General features: G+C 58.0%; 18 protein-coding genes. 6 read left to right on the top strand and 12 right to left on the bottom strand.

Annotation, left to right across the window (positions count from 1 at the left end; genetic code table 11):
* Positions 1-12: 12 nt before the first annotated feature.
* The 3 genes from PG871_RS06465 to PG871_RS06455 all read right to left on the bottom strand — a co-directional run bounded on the left by PG871_RS06465 (position 13) and on the right by PG871_RS06455 (position 3,305).
* A complete protein-coding gene (locus tag PG871_RS06465; RefSeq protein ID WP_270727403.1) occupies positions 13-1,044 on the bottom strand; it encodes a 2-dehydropantoate 2-reductase in 1,032 nt (343 codons plus the stop codon).
* 140 nt (positions 1,045-1,184) lie between these two features.
* The gene (argF, locus tag PG871_RS06460; protein ID WP_270727401.1) at positions 1,185-2,111 is read right to left on the bottom strand and encodes an ornithine carbamoyltransferase; all 927 of its coding nucleotides are present in this window, start codon (positions 2,109-2,111) and stop codon (positions 1,185-1,187) included.
* A gap of 12 nt (positions 2,112-2,123) precedes the next feature.
* Positions 2,124-3,305, bottom strand: coding sequence for an aspartate aminotransferase family protein (locus PG871_RS06455; RefSeq protein WP_270727399.1), 1,182 nt, complete (start codon positions 3,303-3,305; stop codon positions 2,124-2,126).
* A 326-nt stretch (positions 3,306-3,631) separates the two neighbouring features.
* Between PG871_RS06455 and PG871_RS06450 the strand changes: the two genes are divergently transcribed.
* A complete protein-coding gene (locus tag PG871_RS06450) occupies positions 3,632-4,531 on the top strand; it encodes a DMT family transporter (protein WP_270727397.1) in 900 nt (299 codons plus the stop codon).
* A gap of 11 nt (positions 4,532-4,542) precedes the next feature.
* Here the strand turns inward: PG871_RS06450 and PG871_RS06445 are convergent, their stop codons facing one another.
* The 3 genes from PG871_RS06445 to PG871_RS06435 form a co-directional block, all read right to left on the bottom strand.
* Complete coding sequence (locus PG871_RS06445) at positions 4,543-6,825, bottom strand: right-handed parallel beta-helix repeat-containing protein (protein ID WP_270727395.1); 2,283 nt, start codon at positions 6,823-6,825, stop codon at positions 4,543-4,545.
* Between the two features lie 154 nt (positions 6,826-6,979).
* A complete protein-coding gene (locus PG871_RS06440) occupies positions 6,980-7,399 on the bottom strand; it encodes a DUF4864 domain-containing protein (RefSeq protein WP_270727393.1) in 420 nt (139 codons plus the stop codon).
* Between the two features lie 148 nt (positions 7,400-7,547).
* Positions 7,548-9,191, bottom strand: coding sequence for a lysine--tRNA ligase (locus tag PG871_RS06435; RefSeq protein WP_270727391.1), 1,644 nt, complete (start codon positions 9,189-9,191; stop codon positions 7,548-7,550).
* Positions 9,192-9,374: 183 nt separating this feature from the next.
* Here PG871_RS06435 and PG871_RS06430 point away from each other — a divergent pair, with 183 nt between their 5' ends.
* On the top strand, positions 9,375-9,743 hold the full coding sequence (locus PG871_RS06430) for a tellurite resistance TerB family protein (RefSeq protein ID WP_443020479.1): 369 nt from the start codon (positions 9,375-9,377) through the stop codon (positions 9,741-9,743).
* 27 nt (positions 9,744-9,770) lie between these two features.
* Here PG871_RS06430 and PG871_RS06425 read toward each other — a convergent pair whose 3' ends face one another.
* A complete protein-coding gene (locus PG871_RS06425) occupies positions 9,771-11,393 on the bottom strand; it encodes a response regulator (protein ID WP_270727386.1) in 1,623 nt (540 codons plus the stop codon).
* A 275-nt stretch (positions 11,394-11,668) separates the two neighbouring features.
* Here PG871_RS06425 and PG871_RS06420 point away from each other — a divergent pair, with 275 nt between their 5' ends.
* Positions 11,669-11,875 carry a cold-shock protein gene (locus PG871_RS06420; protein ID WP_054002685.1) on the top strand — a complete coding sequence of 69 codons (207 nt, stop codon included), beginning with the start codon at positions 11,669-11,671 and terminating at the stop codon, positions 11,873-11,875.
* Between the two features lie 103 nt (positions 11,876-11,978).
* Here the strand turns inward: PG871_RS06420 and PG871_RS06415 are convergent, their stop codons facing one another.
* From PG871_RS06415 to dacB, 3 genes are all read right to left on the bottom strand, one after another.
* Positions 11,979-12,470, bottom strand: coding sequence for an AAA family ATPase (locus PG871_RS06415; RefSeq protein WP_270727383.1), 492 nt, complete (start codon positions 12,468-12,470; stop codon positions 11,979-11,981).
* A gap of 22 nt (positions 12,471-12,492) precedes the next feature.
* Positions 12,493-13,194 (bottom strand): pyridoxamine 5'-phosphate oxidase family protein, encoded by a 702-nt coding sequence (locus PG871_RS06410; RefSeq protein WP_270727380.1) that lies wholly within the window; start codon positions 13,192-13,194, stop codon positions 12,493-12,495.
* Positions 13,195-13,294: 100 nt separating this feature from the next.
* Complete coding sequence (dacB, locus tag PG871_RS06405) at positions 13,295-14,785, bottom strand: D-alanyl-D-alanine carboxypeptidase/D-alanyl-D-alanine endopeptidase (RefSeq protein WP_270727378.1); 1,491 nt, start codon at positions 14,783-14,785, stop codon at positions 13,295-13,297.
* 128 nt (positions 14,786-14,913) lie between these two features.
* On the opposite strand from dacB, the gene PG871_RS06400 reads away from it, so the two are divergent.
* Complete coding sequence (locus tag PG871_RS06400; protein WP_270727375.1) at positions 14,914-15,735, top strand: DMT family transporter; 822 nt, start codon at positions 14,914-14,916, stop codon at positions 15,733-15,735.
* On the opposite strand, the gene PG871_RS06395 is transcribed toward PG871_RS06400, so the two are convergent.
* Positions 15,732-16,331, bottom strand: coding sequence for a nicotinate-nucleotide adenylyltransferase (locus PG871_RS06395; RefSeq protein ID WP_270727373.1), 600 nt, complete (start codon positions 16,329-16,331; stop codon positions 15,732-15,734). The two genes, PG871_RS06400 and PG871_RS06395, sit on opposite strands and share 4 nt — an antisense overlap.
* Positions 16,332-16,438: 107 nt before the next feature.
* On the opposite strand from PG871_RS06395, the gene PG871_RS06390 reads away from it, so the two are divergent.
* Positions 16,439-17,314, top strand: coding sequence for a bifunctional helix-turn-helix transcriptional regulator/GNAT family N-acetyltransferase (locus PG871_RS06390; RefSeq protein ID WP_270727370.1), 876 nt, complete (start codon positions 16,439-16,441; stop codon positions 17,312-17,314).
* 80 nt (positions 17,315-17,394) lie between these two features.
* Here PG871_RS06390 and PG871_RS06385 read toward each other — a convergent pair whose 3' ends face one another.
* On the bottom strand, positions 17,395-17,958 hold the full coding sequence (locus PG871_RS06385; protein ID WP_270727368.1) for a hypothetical protein: 564 nt from the start codon (positions 17,956-17,958) through the stop codon (positions 17,395-17,397).
* A 93-nt stretch (positions 17,959-18,051) separates the two neighbouring features.
* Between PG871_RS06385 and ettA the strand changes: the two genes are divergently transcribed.
* Positions 18,052-19,707, top strand: a complete 1,656-nt coding sequence (ettA, locus tag PG871_RS06380) for an energy-dependent translational throttle protein EttA (RefSeq protein ID WP_270727366.1) — start codon at positions 18,052-18,054, stop codon at positions 19,705-19,707.
* The last annotated feature ends 102 nt before the right edge of the window (positions 19,708-19,809 follow it).

Below are 19,809 nucleotides of genomic sequence, written 5' to 3'. Positions count from 1 at the left end.
CACATCGCCGGCTTAAGTCCCCTGTATCTGATCCGGACGCAGTCCGGGAGCACCCGCATTGGCAGCCTCCGCTTCCCGTATCAGGTTTAAGACCCGCTCGTTGATCGGCGCGGGAATGCCGTGCTGGCGGGCCAGCCCCACAACCACCCCCTGCAATTCGTCGACCTCAGTGTGTCGCCCCTTGCTCAGATCCTCCCACATTGAACTGCGGGCAGTGGGATCGATCGCCAGCATCGCCTTGGCCACGCCGCGAAACGCCCAAGTCGGCAACCGCAATATCCGTGGCACCAACCGCATTGGCACCGCTTGCGTGACGGGGTTTGTGGTCTCAACGCTCGCCGCTTCCAGCACCGCCAACGCCTCTTTCATTTGATCCGCCATCAGCCGCCGCCACCGCATATCCATAATCTGGTGACGCAATGGCAGGTCAGACAACGCATTGAGCGCATTGTTGAGATTGATCAGCAGCTTGCCCCATTGCACCGGCTCCATGTGTTTGACCTCATGCACATCAAGCCCGTTTACACTCAGCTTGCGCGCCACATGCCCTGCGCCCTTCTCGATCAGGATGTCACCGCTGGTGCCGCGATGAAACCGCCCGCCGCCCATCGCGACCACGTTGAACGGCACCATCCCCGCACGCACATCCCAGCCTTGCAGACGTTCGCGCAAGACACGCGCGTTCTGTGTGCCGTTTTGCAGCGAAACCACCACGGCCTCCTTGGACGCATGTTCGGCAATTTGGTCCGCTATCGCCGCTGTCGCGCCGCTTTTAACCGTCACCAGAATGATATCCGCCTCAGCTAAGCCCGCGGGATCGGTCACCAGCGTCACTGAATCCGGCGGCAAAGCCTCATCCAGTCCGCCAAAATCCGTCAGCAAAATGCCCTGTATCGCAATCTCTTCGACCATATAGGGACGCACCAACAGGGTCACATCCTGCACGCCTCGCGCCAGCATACCGCCAACAAAACAGCCAATGCTGCCAGCACCCGCCACCAAAATGCGCGGTTGCCCCGACTGTTTTCGCTCTTGGTCTGTCATGCTGTTCCCCAAAGCCAGATGCCCTTGCAACGACGATTATGCACGATTTGAGGCAATTTTGGGACATATCGCCGGACTGCATACAAAAACAGGCGCCGCGTCATCCGCGGCGCCAGTCATTTGTTCCGTGCCGATTGGAGTTATTTCCCCAAACACCACTTCATGATCGCTTTCTGCGCATGAAGACGGTTTTCCGCCTCATCAAAGATCACCGAATGCGGCCCATCCATGATGGCGTTTGTGGCTTCCTCGTTGCGATGCGCGGGCAAGCAATGCATGAACAGCGCATCTGCGTTGGCGTGCTGCATCAGCTCTTCGTTCACCTGAAACGGACGCAGCTGGTTGTGCCGCCGCTCACGCGCCGATGGCGCATCATGCATGCTGACCCACGTGTCCGTCACAACAAGGTCTGCGCCTTGCACGGCTTTGATCGGATCACGCTCAATCTCAACGGACACACCTTTGCTGCGTGCCTCCTCGATGAACACCGCCTCAGGGTCCAGCGCCTCCGGGCCAGTAAAGGTCAGGTCAAACCCGAACTGCCCCGCCGCATGGGCAAAGCTGGCAAAGACGTTGTTGCCATCCCCCGACCAGACAACTTTCTTGCCCGCAATCGGGCCGCGATGTTCCTCGAATGTCAGGATATCCGCCATAATCTGGCAGGGATGCGTGCGATTGGTCAGCCCGTTGATCACCGGCACATCGGCGTATTCCGCCATCTCTAGCAGCGTAGCTTCCTCAAAGGTGCGGATCATGATCATATCGACGTAGCGGCTCAGCACTTTGGCAGTGTCCGCAACAGTTTCGCCATGGCCCAACTGCATCTCGCTGCCCGACAAGACCATCGTCTCGCCTCCCAATTGGCGCACACCCACGTCAAAGCTCACCCGAGTCCGCGTTGACGGCTTTTCAAAGATCAACGCAACCATGTGATCCTTTAACGGCTGCTCTTGGTCCAACGCGCCTTTGGGCAAGCCGCTGCGCGCGTCTTTAATGGCCTTGGCACTGTCGATCATGCCGCGCAGATCGTATTTGTCGGTTTTGTTGATATCCAGAAAATGCTTCATTTTCTCAGGTCCTTACACATTTGCAGCAACTTGCGCTGCCGCCTTTTCGAGCCGGTCAACCGCCTCGGAGATTTCGTCGTCAGAGATGTTCAACGGCGGCAACAGGCGCACCACATTGTCCGCTGCAGGCACCGTGATCACCTCGTTGTCATAACCTGCGGCCACCACATCCGTGCAGGCCGGCTTGGCACATTTCAGACCCAGCATCAGACCCGAGCCCCGCACGCTTTCAAACACGTCCGGATGTGCCGCCACCAGCCCTTCAAGTTTTTGACGCAGCAGACCTGCCTTACGGTTCACATCCGCCAGAAACACGTCATCCGCCACCACATCCATAACCGCACCACCCACGGCGCAGGCCAACGGGTTGCCGCCATAGGTCGACCCATGCGTGCCAGCAACCATGCCGCTCGCCGCGTCTTCGGTCGCAAGCACAGCGCCAAGTGGGAAGCCACCACCGATGCCTTTGGCAACCATCATGATATCCGGCGTAACACCGGCCCATTCATGGGCAAAAAGCTTGCCAGTCCGCCCCACGCCGCATTGCACTTCGTCCATAATCAGCAGAATGCCCGCCTCGTCACAGATCTCGCGCAAGGCCTTCAGGTCTGCATCTTCCATCGGACGAATACCGCCCTCCCCCTGAACCGGCTCAACAATAACGGCCGCCGTGTTCTCGGTGATCGAGGCTTCCACAGCCTTCAGATCTTCCCAGTCCACATGCACAAACCCCGGCAACAGAGGCCCAAAGCCTTTGGTCAGCTTCTCGCTGCCAGCTGCGGCAATACCTGCCGAGCTTCGGCCATGAAACGCGCCATGAAACCCGATGATTTCCACGCGGTTCGGCTGGCCTTTGTCATTCCAGTACTTACGCGCCATCTTCACCGCGAGTTCACAGCATTCGGTGCCCGAATTGTTGAAAAACACGGTGTCGGCAAAGGAGGCGCCCACCAGCTTGTCGGCCAATGCCTGCTGCTGCGTGATGTTATAAAGATTGGATACATGCCACAGCTTGTTTGCCTGCGCCGTCAGCGCCTCAACCAACACCGGATTGGCGTGACCCAGCACATTCACCGCGATACCGGCACCAAGATCAAGAAAACGTCGCCCGTCCGCCTCGATCATCCAGCTGCCTTCGCCCGACTCAAACGTCAGGTCCGCACGGTTATAGGTTGGCAAAACGGAGGGGATCATCGCGATCTTCCTTTTCAAAAATAATTTGCCTCAATCAGTGATGAGCAGAGGCGATTTCGTCAACAGTCATGGAGGGTTTTGCGCCGTTTTCAGACGCAGAGGATCAAAGGCCGATTACGCACAAAGGCGTCGGCGTCGCTCAGACAGGATATCTCGTCGTTTGATCATGACGATTGCCTAGACTGAAAGGCCGCAAATGGGAACCCCCTTCTTTCATATTGTGCAATTTGCCCGCCATTCACCCGTTTCGGACGGCACTTCCGCCGACCCGCGCAAATGCGCGGCACAGCGCTTGCCACTCGGCGGCGCACTGCTCATAAGACCCCATGACCGCCCCAACCCCGCCCCGCACCAACCCAGCCCTCGCTGCCGCCTTGACGCTGGCGGCATCCGGTTTTGCGGCGGGTACAACCCTGCTCGCCAAGGCGCTTGGCACCGACGCACTTGGCACTCCCCTACACCCATTGCAGATCAGCCACGGGCGGTTTCTCTTCGCGTTTCTGATTTTCTCCACCGCTGCGGCGCTCTTGCGGCCTCAGTTCACGCGTCCCAACTGGCGGCTTCACATCGGGCGCTCCTCGCTCGGCTGGGGCGGTGTGACCCTGATGTTTGCGGCAGCGGCTTTCATCCCGCTGTCTGACGCCACAGCGATCAGTTTCCTGAACCCGGTCGTAGCAATGCTGCTGGCAATTCCGTTCCTCGGAGAACGCATCGGCCCATGGCGCTGGGGATCTGCAGCGCTGGCGTTTGGCGGCGCCATTGTTCTGACCCGCCCGGGTTCCGGCGCACTGGAATTTGGCGCGCTCCTTGCGCTTGGCGCGGCCTGCGCACTGGGCGCCGAGGTGATCTTCATCAAACTGCTGTCCGGCCGTGAAAAGCCGTTCCAGATCTTGCTAGTCAACAACGCCATCGGCCTTGTGATTTCCACCGTTGCTGCGGCCTTTATCTGGCAAACGCCAAACGCCGCCCAATGGGCGGCGCTTGCCGGTATCGGCGCGTTGATGGCCTCGGCCCAAACCTGTTTTGTCAACGCCATGCGCTTGGCTGACGCCAGCTTTGTCTCGCCGTTTTTCTATACGACACTGGCGTTCGCCGCGCTCTATGATGCCTTGGTTTTCACCGTTCTGCCCGACACCATTTCTTGGATCGGCGCCGGAATGATCCTGACTGCAGCCGGCATTTTGGTGTGGCGCGAAGCCCGCCCCAGAATGCGACAAATTCCCTGAGCGCAAATCGCTCAGTCCATCCGCACAATCACTGTCATGTCCCCGGCATAACTCGTGCCCCACCGCAAATCGACTTCACTGCCATCGCTGCCTTGTTCCAAATTCACATTGGGCATGTCGTAGGCCGTGACATTGGACGTGTCCTTCAGCTTGGACGTGGCCACCAAGCCATCCACGCCACGCGCGCGTCCACCAAAGGGCAATTTGCCTTCGGTGCGCACTGTCCACGTGCTCTGATGTGAATTCTGGTCATGCTGCACCCTCAATGGATTGTGCGCGCCGGTCACGACATTGTGGAACGTATTGCCCGCGAACAGAACGTTTTTGCCTTTGCTCATATCGAGATCGGAGAAACTTGTGTCCACCCGATCCACCCGATCAATTGTGCCATTGATCGACCGGAATTTGTTTCCCGTCACATTGAGACCCGTAAAGAAATGGCCGCTGCCATGCGGTTTTACCACGATATAGCCGAACCACGGCGCCACATCGCCCGACAGGAACACATTGTCCGTAATCGACAGCGACCCAAACGAGAACCCACCGGTGAAATCCGGCTCGCTGTCATATTCGTTTGACCATTCCAGAAACGCGTTGTCGACATAGTTCCCGTCAAACGTTGCCGAGGTGAACCCCTGCGCAAACACGATCCCCGCCGTGCGCACGCCATCCGGCTCGTCATCGCCCTGAAAAAAGTGATTGCCCGTCACCATGGCGTTCTCGCCGCCGATCACAGCAAAATGGCGGAACTGGCTCGCCCGGTTGTTGCGCAGTTTGAAATCATTGGCGTTGCAATTGATGCCAACGCTAATCCGGTCCTGTGAGCGCGTACCGCCCTCGTTTGTGATGAATTGACAGCGATCCACCAACAACCCCTGACAGCCTTCTCCGGGCGACGAGATCCCGCGATGCTTCGGCCGCGTGAAGAAACAGTCGCGCACATGAAACGCCACGCCGGACGGGGACAACAAAATCCCGCTGGCCTTGGAATTGCACTGAAACTCGATGTCAGAAACCGAAAAGGCGCTGATCTTGGAGAACCCGCTGAAATCAAAGATGTATTTGAACCGCGTAAAGGTGAAATTCTGCGTGCCTGCTGCGTCATAAAACGGCTGACTCAGGGTGATCTCCTGCGTCGCCACATTCACGGCGCGCACGTATACTTCGCGCCCCACACCGTTGCCGGACACCAGCGAGCCCACCTGAATGTTTGCCGCATTGCTAACATTGCGCAGACGACGCCCCTCGCTCGTGGAATAGGTCGCCTGACTTGTCACCACGTCCGGCTCCCAAACGCTGTCACCCGAGACGTAAAATTGCCCGTTCGCAATATGACGCCGCTGTGCATAGCTGCCCCGATTGGGCACCGCTGCTTGCAGATCAATCGGCTCGGTTATGGTGATGCGCCGACCGCCCAGATCAAGGCTCTCGTGATCGGCGTTGTTCAACATCGCCTGAAACGCCTTCTTGAACGCCAACTCCTCGTTGCCGAACGCATTGATATAGGTCGGCAGATCAAAATTCTTGGTCAGCGAAAAAATCGATCCTGTGCCCATCGTAACGGTGCCCTCAAACACCACGGGATTTTCAAACGTCACACTGCTGCCAAGAAAGAATTCCCCCTCAGACACCAACACCCGCTTGCCATCCGCCGCCGCATCCGCCGCTTCAAAGGCCGCGGCGCAATCCACGCTGCCGTTTCCCACAGCGCCAAAATCCTTCACATCGACCCAGTTCATCATATCGCGGTGAAACGCGCCGGTGATGTCCTCGATCCTTATGTCATCCACTCGCACAACGCCGCCATTGGATCCGGTCAGATCCAGACCAAAATGCCCATAGGCCGGCGTGGTGCCCCAAACCATATCCACACCACCTCGCGCGCCACTGCCGACAATTGCGCTTACCTCCACAACAGAGCCATAAGTCTGCAAGGTCTCGCTGCTGCCAAGTTCAGTCAGCCCATTGACGTGCGCCCCCCCCGCCGTCGCAGCCCAGCCTGCAATGCGCACGTTCGGAAGGTTGCCGCTGATCGCTTTCACCCGCGCGGTGATGCGCAGATAACACCCCGGAAAAATCGGCGTTTGCGCCATATACCGCAATTTCTGAGTGCTCTCGGTTTTCAAGAGTTCCAGACACCCGCCAAAATCGCTGTCCGCCGGCACAAAGGCCGCGTTGCTCGCCCCGGCATAAGTGTCAGAGCCCGGCGTGCCATTCTCACTGGACCACACATCCAGTCCGGCCGCAAAAGCCGCTGGCATCAACACCAAACCGTCGGTAATCGCCTTGTTCATCTTGCCCTTTCCGCGCCCGGCACCACCATGCAAGACGTCCCATATCCACAACCCGTGCGCCCGAATTCAAGGCGACACCAAGGGCATAGCGCGCAAGGCTTTAACGCGCGGCTTGACCACCGCGCGTTGCCGCAAGCTCAAATGTTGTGAAACGTCAGGCGCTTTCCGGCGCACCAACCAAAGTCACGGCCGCAATCCGCCATCCGGCTTCGGTGGGCACCATGAGATAATCAAGCGCAAAAAATGCCCCGGCACCGTCGCGCACCAAAACACGCTGCCATACCGCACCGCCGTCCGGACGCATCGCGCCAAACCGCACTTCTGCGGGGCGGTGCACCATCGGATAGCCCCGCTTGACCATTTCTCCAAAGTTTTCAGCCGTGCCGAACATCCGGCGGATGTTGTCTGCGGCATACCCAAAGGCCGCCACATAATCATCGCCCTGAAAGGCCTGCATCTGCTGATGGATGACCGCCTCAATCTGCGGGGCAATCGCGTCCTCATCGTTTTGTTCCGCGCCCGCCCCAACGGCAAAGCCCACCGCAATCAAAATTGCCAACAGCATCTGTCTCATGGCACGTCCTCCTAATAAAGACTACGCGCGCTCCACCGTTTCGGATCACCCGCCCGCTTTGCGCAGACGCCAAAACGGCCAAGGGCCCGCCAAAGCGGACCCTTGCTAAACCTGTCTGCGCCGCAAGGCACAGCCCGCTGATCAGCGTTTAAACCAGATCGCCGTCCAGTGCTTTATTGATCAACTGACGGGTTTCTTCCACGCCATAAAGCGCGATGAACCCACCAAAACGCGGCCCTTGGCTCGCACCCAACAGCACCTCGTAGATCGCTTTGAACCAATCCCGCAGGGGCTCAAAGTTGTGGATTTTCCCCACAGCGAACACGATTGACTGCAAGAACTCCTCGTCGCCGAAATCCGGCTCGGGCAGCGGATCGTCGTTGCCAACAAGGTCGTTTTTCGCCGCAATCATCGCCAGCGCCGTCTCTGCCGAGCCCAGCGCACTGCACAGATCCTCCAGCGCAGCGCGCTCCGGCTCTGTTGGCGCACGATACACTTTCGCAGGCTTCACGAAGTCGTTGAAATAGCGCACCGCATAGCCCGCCGCCGCATCCATACCGGGATGCGTTTCAGCCGTCGCATCAGGCGCATATTTGTTGATAAAGCCCCACATCGCGGCCTTGTCCTCTGCCGAAGACGCGCTTGCCAGATTGAGCAGCATCGAGAAGCTGACCACCATATCGGATTCAGGCACGTCACCCGCATGGATGTGCCACACTGGGTTGTTCAATTGCGCTTTCACGTCTTGGGTGTGATAGGCGCGCAGCTGCTGATGATATTCATCAACCGCTTTCGGGATCACATCGAAATGCATCCGCTTTGCCGTTTTCGGCTTCAGATACATGAAGTAGCTCAGGCTCTCGGTCGAGGCATAGGTCAGCCATTCGTCAATCGAGATGCCGTTGCCGGATGACTTGGAAATCTTCTGTCCCTTGTCGTCCAGGAACAGTTCATAGGAAAAGTGGTTCGGCGCGCGGCCACCCAGAACGCGACAGATCGCATCATAGATTTTCTCGTTGGTGGCATGCTCCTTGCCGTACATTTCAAAGTCGACACCCAGCGCGGCCCAGCGCGCGCCAAAGTCCGGCTTCCACTGCAACTTCACATTGCCGCCCGTCACAGACACCGTCCATTCCTTGCCCGTCTCATCGTCAAACGTAACAGTATAAGTCTCGGCGCAGACCTTCTTCATCGGCACATACATGACTCGACCGCTTTCGGGATGCAGCGGCAGAAAGATGGAATAGGTCGCAGCACGCTCTTCGCGCAGCGATTTGAGCATGATCGCCATAACCTCGTCATAGCGTTCCACGGCCAGCTTCAGAATCTCGTCAAACTGTCCGGACTCATAGAATTCCTTTGCCGAGTAAAACTCATACTCAAAGCCAAAGGTATCGAGGAAGCGTCGCAGCATCGCGTTGTTGTGGTCGCCAAAGCTATCGTGCGTGCCAAACGGGTCCGGCACCGAAGTCAGCGGTCGCTGCAGGTGTTGCTCCAGAGCTTGCGGATTTGGCACGTTTCCCGGCACTTTGCGCATGCCGTCCAGATCATCGGAAAAACAGATCAAGCGCGTCGGCACATCGGAAATTGCCTCAAAGGCTTTGCGGATCATTGTCGTGCGCAAAACTTCGCCGAAAGTGCCGATATGTGGCAATCCTGACGGGCCATAGCCGGTCTCAAACAGAACGAATCCCTTCTTGTCCTTGCTTCCTTCATACCGTTTGAGCAGCCGGCGCGCTTCTTCAAAGGGCCAGGCTTTCGATACGAGGGCTGCTTCACGCAGGTCAGACATGGGTTTTCTCCGGTTTTTGGAAATCTTACCACGCGCCGAAATGCGCGTGACAATCCGACGCTTCCTATTGCCCCTGACACTGGCAGTCAATATTCTGCACTGCAACACCGCCTTGCAAAGGAAATAACCGTGTCCCAAGACCTGCCCCACGCGCTGTCCCCCCAGGACAGCCTCGTTGCCGTGATGATCGCCGTATCCGCGTCTGACGAAAACATCCGCACTGCTGAACTGATAAAGATTCAGGTGGCTCTGAACAACTTGCCGGTGTTTGCCGAATACGACATCGACCGCCTTCAGACCATCAGCCAGATCGTGTTTGATCTCTTTGAACAAGAAGACGGCCTAATGGCGCTGTTCGGGCTTGTGCGCGAGGGACTGGATGAGCGGCTTTACGAAACCGCGTATGCGCTGGCTTGCGATGTGGCTGCTGCGGACGGCTCGCTGGCCGAACCGGAATTGCGCCTGCTCGAAGAAATTCGCTACGAGCTGAACATCGACCGGCTGCACGCGGCCGGCATCGAACGCGGCGCCCGTGCCCGCCACATGGTGTGATCAGCTCGCCCTGATCGGGCGTGTCGCTTAACCGTCAGCACCCGCTGCTTCTGCAGCGGGACCCGCTGTGCCCTGCAAAATGGAAAACAACGCCTCTTTGCGGAACGGCTTGCTGAGAAAGTCGTCCATCCCCGCAGCCAAACAATCTTGCACGTCTTTTGGCTGCGCATTTGCTGTTAGGGCAATGATCCTGCCGTGCGGGCGTCCGACCGCCTGTTCATGCCGACGGATCAACTCGGTCGCTTCCAGGCCGCCCATCACCGGCATCGACAAATCCATCAGAACCAAGTCAACGTCACCTTCCTTATAAGCGTCAAGTGCTTGTCGTCCATTTTCAACGACGCAAACGGTTGCGCCCGTTTGTCCCAGCATCTTTTTGACGACCAACTGGTTGGTGAGGTTATCTTCCGCGACCAAAACCGTCATTCCGCTAAGGTCGGGCGGCATCGTTTTGGTATCTTGCGACCCTGCCGCAAATTTTCCGACCTGCTGGGCTGTCTCCACGAATGCGGGTTCCACGGCTTTCGGCTCCGGCAGGTCCAAATGCACCGAAAACGTTGTGCCTTTGCCAAGCTTGCTTTGCAGCGTGATCTTACCGTCCATTTTCTCGACCAGCGCGCGGGTGATCGCCAATCCAAGTCCGGTTCCGTCTTCTCGATTCACACCTGGGTTCTCCACCTGCTCAAAGGCGGAGTAGATTGTTTCCTGATGCCTCGTCTCAATCCCGTGTCCTGTATCTGCAACAGAGATTTTCAACGGCAAGAAGCGCCCCACTTCACCGTAGTCTACGCGCACGTCAATCTGGCCAGTATCCGTGAATTTGACCGCATTGCCGATCAAGTTCGTCAGAATTTGGCGCATGCGGCCTTGGTCCCCAACAAACTTGTCCGGCATTGCCTCATCATAGTGGAAGAACAACCCAACGCCTTTGTTTTCAGCACCCGGTCGCAACAACATGCAGGTTTCTTCTACCAGCGCACGCAGGGAAAACGGGGCATCCTGAAGCGACAATTTCTCCGCCTGAATTTTGGAGAAGTCCAACACATCGTTGATAATATCGAGCAGCGCATTTGCAGAATTGTAAATCGTGTCGGCATAGAGCCCTTGGTGCTGATCCAGGTGCGTTTCACGGAGAAGTTCGCACATCCCCATAATCCCATTCATTGGCGTGCGGATTTCATGGCTCATATTGGCCAAAAACTGTTCCTTGGCCTTGCTGGCCACCTCCGCCTCTTCCTTGGCAACCTTGGTCAGTTCCAAAGCCGCGTCGCGCTCTTTTTCCGAAGTCACATCCAAGGACGAGCCGACCAAATGCGTCACTTTCCCCGCCTCGTTCACATATGGCACCAAAGTGGACCGCAACAATCCCAGCCGTTGTGCGAAGGGAATCATCACCTCATAAGACACCGGTTGCGCGGCCTCTATCACCTCTAAATGCTGATCCAGCGCCCTTTTTCCAGCGACGCCGCCGTATATTTCCAACGCCGTTTTCCCAACGACCTTCTCAAGCGTCAGACCCGTCCACTCCAGACCAACATCGTTGATTTTGACATATCGGGGCAAACCGTCTTCCGAAACTTTCAGAACAAAAACGGATATTTGCAGGGCATCCATCAGGTCGAATGGGTCCAATCCAAGAGTTTCTGTCACGGGCGCCTCCGACAATGTCGACTGTAATTTAAGATAGCTCTTTACGATTTAAGTCAGACTAGTTAGCGAATCCTTGCGATGCGCTGAAGAACCGCCTTAACAAAAAAAAAATTCATAACCCTTTCAATTGTGCCCTCAAGCTCCTATGTGACGCTTGCTAACGTTTTTCTTTTTCGACCACTGTCTCCCGTCATACGGCGGTCAGTCCTTCGATCCAGACCGACCACGCCACGCTGTCGCAATCCTGCGGACAGGTTTTTTAGGAGACTACGGATATGGCTACTGGCACCGTAAAATGGTTCAACACCACCAAAGGCTTCGGCTTCATCGCACCAGACGGCGGCAGCAAAGACGTGTTTGTTCACATCTCTGCTGTTGAGCGCTCCGGCCTGACTGGCCTGGCAGACAACCAGAAAGTGACCTTTGACATCGAAGCAGGCCGCGACGGCCGCGAATCCGCGACAAACCTCGCACTGGCATAAGCCAACCTGCGAGCGTCGCGCACGCTTTGACAAAGACATGAAACGCGGCCCTGCGATATGCGGGCCGCGTTTTTTCTTGTTCATCTGATTGGGTCTCCGCGCGTCACGCCGCGGAATGCACAACCACCTCAAGACCTTCGTCGTCCGTTGGCGCCACAAAGTGCCGCGCCAACTGATCAAACTGCGCCTCACTCACTGAAAACGGATGACTGCCTTTGGCATTGCGCTCCCGCAGCCGCGCTTTGCAGACCTCGTCCGATACATCCAGATGATGCACTGTCGCCTGTACCTGTGCTTGTCGGGCCAACTCTGCCATCCACGCCCGGCTTTCCAGCGTGTTGGCCTGAAAATCCAACACCACCGTTACGCCTGCCTTCAGCAGGTCCACCACATGCGGCCCCGTCACCTCACGCACCCGTTGCGAGCAGCGCACAAAATCGGCAATCGAACTCATCTGATCCCCGAAAAGGGTCGCCAACCATGCGTCCTCTGAAATCACAACCGCGCCCGCCGCACGCGAAAGCTGCGCGCACAAGGTCGATTTTCCAGCCGCCGGTTTGCCGCAAAGCACATGTAGCTTGCTGTGGCTTGTCATCCTTGCCCCCTTCATCAAACGATCAATACATCGACGTCTTATAATCGGCTTCCAGCTCGGCATCGATTTCTGCCATCTCCTCGGGATCGTCAGGCGCACCAACCGTCTGATCAAGGATCATGTTCAAAAGCGACGGCATCTCGCTCCGGTCTTGTTGCGCCTCGGCATCCCAAAGCTTCGCCCGCCGGAACGCCTTGGCGCAATGCAGATACATCTCTCGCACCGTGACCACGATCGCGACTTTGGGCAATCGACCCTGCACCTCCATCAGGGCCAACACTTCTGGATCACGTGTCACCCGTGCTGTTCCGTTGATGCGCAATGTTTCGTCAAAGCCCGGGACCATGAACAACAACCCTACCGAGGGCTGCGTCACGATGTTGACCAATGTGTCCAACCGGTTGTTTCCAGGCCGGTCGGGGATCAGAATTGTGCGGTCATCCAACACTTTGACGAACCCACAAGGATCACCGCGCGGGCTTACATCCGCTGCGCCATCCAGGGCCTGTGTGCCAATACACAAAAACGGGGCTCGCGCGATAAAATCACGCGCGTGGGTGTCCAGGTGGTCCAGACATTTCGCCGCCGCGGCTGCATGAGTTGGGGGAAACAACGCCCGTAGCGCTGCCTCATCCTGCACGATATACTCTTGTTTCAAATCACTTTTCTCAGACACTTCCGCCTCCCATCCGCTCAGCCGCCCAAATTGAACGACCTTGGCCATGACGCATATGTCTGTCGCCGCAATCGGCAGACGGTGCTCATTTCTAAGTTTTGATACGCATTGCTAGCGCGGCACCCATGCCTTGCTAAGCGGCATCCGCTTACGCCCGATACACCGCGCCCCAACGCTCGATCAGCTTTTGCTGCAATTTCTTGGACCGGCTGTTGTAGGTCCGCGCACCCTTGGGCCGTTCCCGATCCGGCCCGATCAGCCGCTCCCGCGCACTTACATCCGCACCAAAAATTGCAAACGCCAACTCGGTATTGCCTGGTCCCGAAATATATCCCGCCAACGCGCTGACAAAATGCAACGTGCCGGTTTTGGCTTTTACCTCAAGCGGATGTCCTTTGTTGACGCGTCCGTTGTCGCCGCGAAGCGCAATGTCCTTCAGGATCGGTTGCAGCACCTTCTGTTGCGACGCCTGCGCCAAAACCAACGCAAATTCATCCGCGCGCATCCGCGATGCCTCTCCAAGACCCGAATGATCCACCAGACGCGCGCTTTGCATGCCCAGCGTCTCTGCGGCCCATAGATTCATCGCCTGTGCAGAGGTTTTCAAGCTGCTCACCTGTGCCCCACGCGCAAGGCTTGCGGCCATGCCAACCATCTCCGCCGTGATGTTGGTGGAATATTTCAGCATCCCCTTCAGGATCGTGCGCAAATCCGGACTCTGATGTTGCGCCACAACGGTCCCAGACGGCGCGCCTTGAGTCACCTTTGGTGCCTTGAGCACAATGCCGTGAGACCGCGCCATCGTACGAAACACTTCGCCGGCATAAAGCTCTGGCTGGCGCACTGGCAACCATCGCGCGCCACCATTGGCCAAAGCGCTGCGCGCCACAGTCCAATGATCCTCTTTGCCCACAGCCTTATAGGTGTACACCGGCACATCACGGTTGGAGATTTTCATCTTCGCAACCGTGACATCTGGGCGGTATTTGTTTGACCGCGCGTCCATCGACGTCACATAGCCACTTGCGCTGCGTTTCCACTCAAAATGCACGCGGTTGTAATTCAGCGACAGACCGGACACCGCCGGATTGTAACCGGCGTGATCGGGCTGTTTCTTGTCGATCCGTGCGACGCGGGCCATCGCGCCGCCCCAGACCAAAAACCGCCCCTTCACCCCTGTGACACCAGCCGCCTTCAAGCTACGCGCCAAGTCGGCCACCGCATTGGTGTCCAACGTCGGATCTCCGCCGCCGCGCAACACGAGATCGCCCTGCACGACGCCGTTCTTCAGCGGCCCCGTGGCCACAACTTTGGTCAAAAACCGATGCGACGGCCCAAGATACCGCAAGGCATAAAGCGCCGTCAGCGCCTTCGCCACGCTGGCGGGCGGCTGCGCACTTTGCGCACCATGGCTTTCCAGAATTTTCCCATCGCCAACCCGCGCCACCGCAACGCTGACTTTGCCGCTAACGCCTGCGTCGTTCAAAAGCCGCTCAATTCCGGGCATATTGACAGTGCCAAGCCCGTCCGGACGCGGCACAGGACGCAACGATCTGGATGGCGGATTGGCCCAACTTGGCGTCGCCAAACCAGCCGCCGCCAAACCTAAAAACACACGCCTTGAAACACCGTTACTCATACCTTCAATCCTACCCGCGCCCGCGCTTTGGTTTCAAGCTCTCAAACCGCAAATCTTCTTTTCATTTCCGCGATCTGGCGTGATACGGCTTAGCGATGTGGAAATTGCCCGCCCTCATGTTTCTCGCCATGTCGTTGATCCCTGCTGGGGACGCCGCAGGCAAGCTGATGACACAGGATCACGGCCTCAGCCCGATTTTTGTTGCGTGGTCACGGTTTGCTCTGGGCGCGCTGCTCGCGCTGCCACTGATCCGGCCAACGACCTTCCGCCTTTTGGGGGACTGGCGCATATGGTTTCGCGCGCTTTTGCTGGTGGGCGGCATCACGTCGGTTCAGACTGCGCTGGCCCACGCACCGCTCGCGGATGTCTTTGCGGTCTTCTTCATCGGCCCGATCTTCAGCTTTGCGCTCTCTGCACTGCTTTTGCGCGAAGCCGTCACGTGGCCTCGCGCCGCGCTCATGGCGCTTGGCTTTGTCGGCGTGGTCTTGGTGGTCCGCCCTTCGCTGGGCGGCGAAGGCCCGCTCCTGTCCACAGGTCGCAGCTTCGCACTATTGGCCGGTCTGTTTTACGGCGCTTTCCTCACCGCATCCCGCTGGCTCGCCACCGCTGCCCGCCCTGCCGATCTGTTGTTCACGCAGTTGTTTTTTGGCGCGATCGCTCTGACGCCTTTCGGCCTTGCTGTTTTGCCGGAGATAACCGCACCAATTGCAGGTCTGACATTTGTCAGCGCCGCATTCTCCGCCCTCGGGAATTTCCTGCTGATCTATGCCTACATGCGGGCCAATGCGTCCGAACTTGCGCCCTACGTATATTTCCAACTCGCCAGCGCGGTGGCGCTTGGCTGGGTGATCTTTGGCGATTTTCCGGATGCGCTCACTTGGGCTGGTCTGGCGCTAATCGCAACCGCAGGCCTTGCTTCCGCACTGCTCGCCAGCCGCAAACGGGCTTAACGCCACCGCCCCTTGGCACGGATCTCGCTGGAACTCGCGTCATTCATCGGCAGGTTTACAAAACACCACGCCGGCGCCGCACTACGCCCCAACAAATGCGACGCTCTCGAATGCAGCCGGGCATGGCGCATAACCTGTGCGGCCTTACCCGTACGCCCGGCAATCCTGTCACCCGGTCTGGCCAAAATCCCCAAAGGCACCCGCGCCGCAATCTCTTGCCAGTCTTTCCACAGGTGAAACTGAGCCAGATTGTCTGCGCCCATTAACCAGACAAAGCGTGTCTCTGGCCGGGCGACCTGCAGGGCCATGATTGTGCGTGCGGTATATCGCGTTCCGGCATGGGCCTCAAAATCGCTGATCTTGACGCGCGGATGCGAATTGATCGCCCGCGCCGCCGCCATCCGCCGCTCCAGCGCCGCCGGCCCGCGATCCTTCAGCGGATTGCCCGGGCTCACCAGCCACCAGACCTCATCCAGACCAAACCGCTTCAGCGCCTCTTGCGTGATATGCACATGACCCGCATGAGGCGGATCAAATGATCCTCCCAACAGGCCGACAACCTGACCGCGTGGCGCATATGGCAATCCGTTTTGCATCAAGGGTTTCTTGCCGTGCACCCGCCGCCTGTCAACCGTCAAAGAAGCCGTTGACAGGGGTTGGTAGTTGACTTAGGTAACTTATTAAAGTTGACCAAGGTAAACCAATGACCCGAAATCCCATCACCCGCATCCGCCGTTTCAATCGTGCCGTTGTGCGCGAGACCGGTGTGCTTGACCAAAGCTACCTCGGCCGTGGTCGACCGCTTGGCCCTGCGCGCGTGCTGCATGCCATTGGCCCCGATGGCGCCGAACTGGAAACCGTGCGCAGCTATCTTGGTCTGGATAAAACCCTGCTCAGCCGCTTCTTAAAATCGCTGCAAGACGAAGGCATGGTGCTGCTGGAACAAGACCCAAACGATGGCCGCCGCCGTATTGCCACCCTGACCGAGGCTGGCCGCGCCGAGCACACAGCCTACAACGCACTCTCCGATGCACAGGCAAACGCCATCCTCTCCCGCCACCCCCGCGCCGACGCTTTGCTGGATGCGATGGACCTGATCGGCAGCGCACTTGGGCAGGACGAAATCACCTTCGACCAGGTCGATCCCCGTTCGGAAACCGCGCTCTATTGCCTGCATGAATACTACGGCGAACTCGACCGCCGCATCGACATCGGCTTTGACGTGAACCTGTCTGCCGACCCCGACGCCACCGACATGATGCCCCCGCGCGGCACCTTCCTTTTGGCGATGTCAGACGGTCTGCCACTGGGTTGTGTTGGCCTCAAAGGCACCGACAAAGGCTACGCCGAAGTCAAACGCCTGTGGATCGCCCCTTCTGCGCGCGGTCTGGGACTGGCAAAACGCATGATGGAGCAAATAGAGACCGCCGCGCGAGATCTTGGCATTTCGCTCCTGCGGCTTGATACCAACTCCGGCCTCGGCGAAGCCGTAAGGCTCTACGAGACCAGCGGCTGGACCCAGATCGAGCGCTTCAACGACGACCCCTATCCGGATGTGTTTTTTGAGCGGGCAGTGTGAAGCAGCCACCAAAGCCAAAGCAATGCTTTGGCCAGCGCCCGAACCGCCCCCACGTGGCGGGCGCTGATGCCCTTTTGACGCTATGAGCAGCCGAAAAAGCCAGAAAGCGTTTCCCGCCACGTCTTTTCCGGATTGAACCCCGCGACCAACCCGTCCCCGTCCAACCCTGTAAACGCGGCCATGCCGTGCTGCACCATATAGCTCGGTGAGTGTTGCGGCGGCCCAGCAGCCTTCATCCGCTTGCAAGCAGCATCATGACGTGGCGACCCAACACCACCAAATTGCCCCATGGCCTTCTCAGCGCGTGATTGCCCCCGCGCTCCGGCTTCGCTGATTGCACTCATTAGCAACACTTGAACTCCTTGGTGCGCCGAGCGGTCCTTGACCCGCTCCATATCAAACTGCCCCCGGACCTGAAGCTCCACAACCAAATCACCCGCCTTGCTCAGTTTGTTTCGCTTCAAGCATTCCACCAACCCTGTCGCCAAATCTGCCGGTGAATACTCGGGCCGATAGTCTTCCGGCCCAATACACTTCAAATGATGAAACGGCTTCAAACTCCCCTCTTTTTCATAGTTGGTTATGTTCATTTGCGCGCTCGCGCACCCCGCCCAAAGGGTCAAAACGGCAATCAGCCTGATCATGCTTCAATTCCTCAAATCAACACCGGAACAATTGCCCTTTTGTGCGGTCTTGGCTAGACCCGCAGAAACACATCTTTCCAGCGGAGTCGCAAAATGGCAGCTTATCAATACGTCTACCACATGCAGGGCGTGTCCAAGACCTACCCCGGCGGCAAGAAATGCTTTGAAAACATCCACCTGTCGTTCCTTCCCGGCGTGAAAATCGGTGTGGTCGGCGTCAACGGCGCCGGTAAATCGACGCTCATGAAAATCATGGCCGGCCTTGATAAGGACTTCACCGGCGAGGCATGGGCCGCCGAAGGCGCGCGCGTTGGCTATCTGCCACAGGAACCCAAACTCGACGAAACCCTGTCGGTGCGCGAAAACGTCATGCTGGGCGTCGCCGCCAAAAGGGCCATTCTGGACCGCTACAACGAACTGGCGATGAACTACTCGGACGAAACCGCCGAGGAAATGGCCCAGTTGCAAGACGACATCGACGCCCAGAACCTCTGGGATCTCGACAGTCAGGTCGACATCTCGATGGAGGCCCTGCGCTGCCCACCTGATGACGCCCGCATCGCCGACCTCTCGGGCGGTGAAGCCCGCCGTGTGGCGCTTTGTAAACTGCTGCTCGAAGCGCCCGAAATGCTGCTGCTCGATGAACCGACCAACCACTTGGACGCCGAAACCATCGCCTGGCTGCAACAGCACCTGATCGACTACAAAGGCACCATCCTCTGCGTCACCCACGACCGCTATTTCCTCGACGACATCACCAGCTGGATCCTCGAACTCGACCGCGGCAAGGGCATTCCATACGAAGGCAACTACTCCGCTTGGCTGGAACAAAAAGCCAAACGTCTGGAGCAGGAAGCCCGCGAAGACAAATCCAAGCAACAAACGCTGCAACGCGAACTGGAATGGATGCGTCAGGGTCAAAAAGCCCGCCAAGCCAAATCCAAAGCCCGTATTTCGGCCTATAACGAGATGGCCAACCAGTCCGAGCGCGAAAAAGTCGGCCGCGCCCAGATCGTCATCCCCAACGGCCCGCGTCTTGGCTCCAAAGTGATCGAGGTCAACGGCCTGTCAAAACACTATGGCGACAAGCAACTGATCGAGAACCTTGAATTCTCCCTGCCGCCGGGCGGCATTGTCGGCGTGATCGGCCCCAACGGCGCCGGTAAATCCACGCTGTTTAAAATGCTCACCGGTCAGGAACAGCCTGACGAGGGCTCTGTGGAATACGGCGACACCGTCAAACTCAGCTATGTCGACCAATCCCGCGACGATCTGAACGACAAAGACACCGTTTGGGAAGCCATTTCCGGCGGCGCGGAAATCATCGAACTTGGCGACGCCCAGGTAAACTCCCGCGCCTATTGTTCGTCCTTCAACTTCAAAGGCGGCGATCAGCAGAAACCATTGAACCTGCTCTCAGGCGGTGAACGCAACCGCGTGCACATGGCGCGCTTGCTCAAAGAAGGCGGCAACGTGCTGCTGCTCGATGAACCGACCAACGATCTCGACGTCGAAACCCTCCGCGCGCTCGAAGACGCCTTGGTGGATTTCGCCGGCTGCGCCGTGGTCATCTCCCACGACCGCTTCTTCCTCGACCGTATCTGTACCCACATGCTCGCCTTTGAAGGCGACGCCCACGTGGAATGGTTTGAAGGCAACTTTGAGGACTACGAAGAAGACAAGAAACGCCGACTTGGGGCTGATGCCTTGGAGCCAAAGCGGCTCAAGCACAAGAAGTTCAGCCGCTAGGCTGAACTTCTTGGGATTGCCGTTTGGGCTCCAAGGAGCGCGTGGCAGGGTTTTGGCGCAGCCAACAACCCGTACGCGCCCCGGTGAGACGGCACACAATCA

Origin of the sequence: Shimia sp. Alg240-R146 (assembly GCF_947331465.1) — a bacterium.
In the GTDB taxonomy this organism is placed as follows: Bacteria; Pseudomonadota; Alphaproteobacteria; order Rhodobacterales; family Rhodobacteraceae; genus Shimia.
The sequence above is the reverse complement of the archived record's forward strand: the minus strand, read 5'-3'. Positions and strand labels throughout refer to the sequence as shown.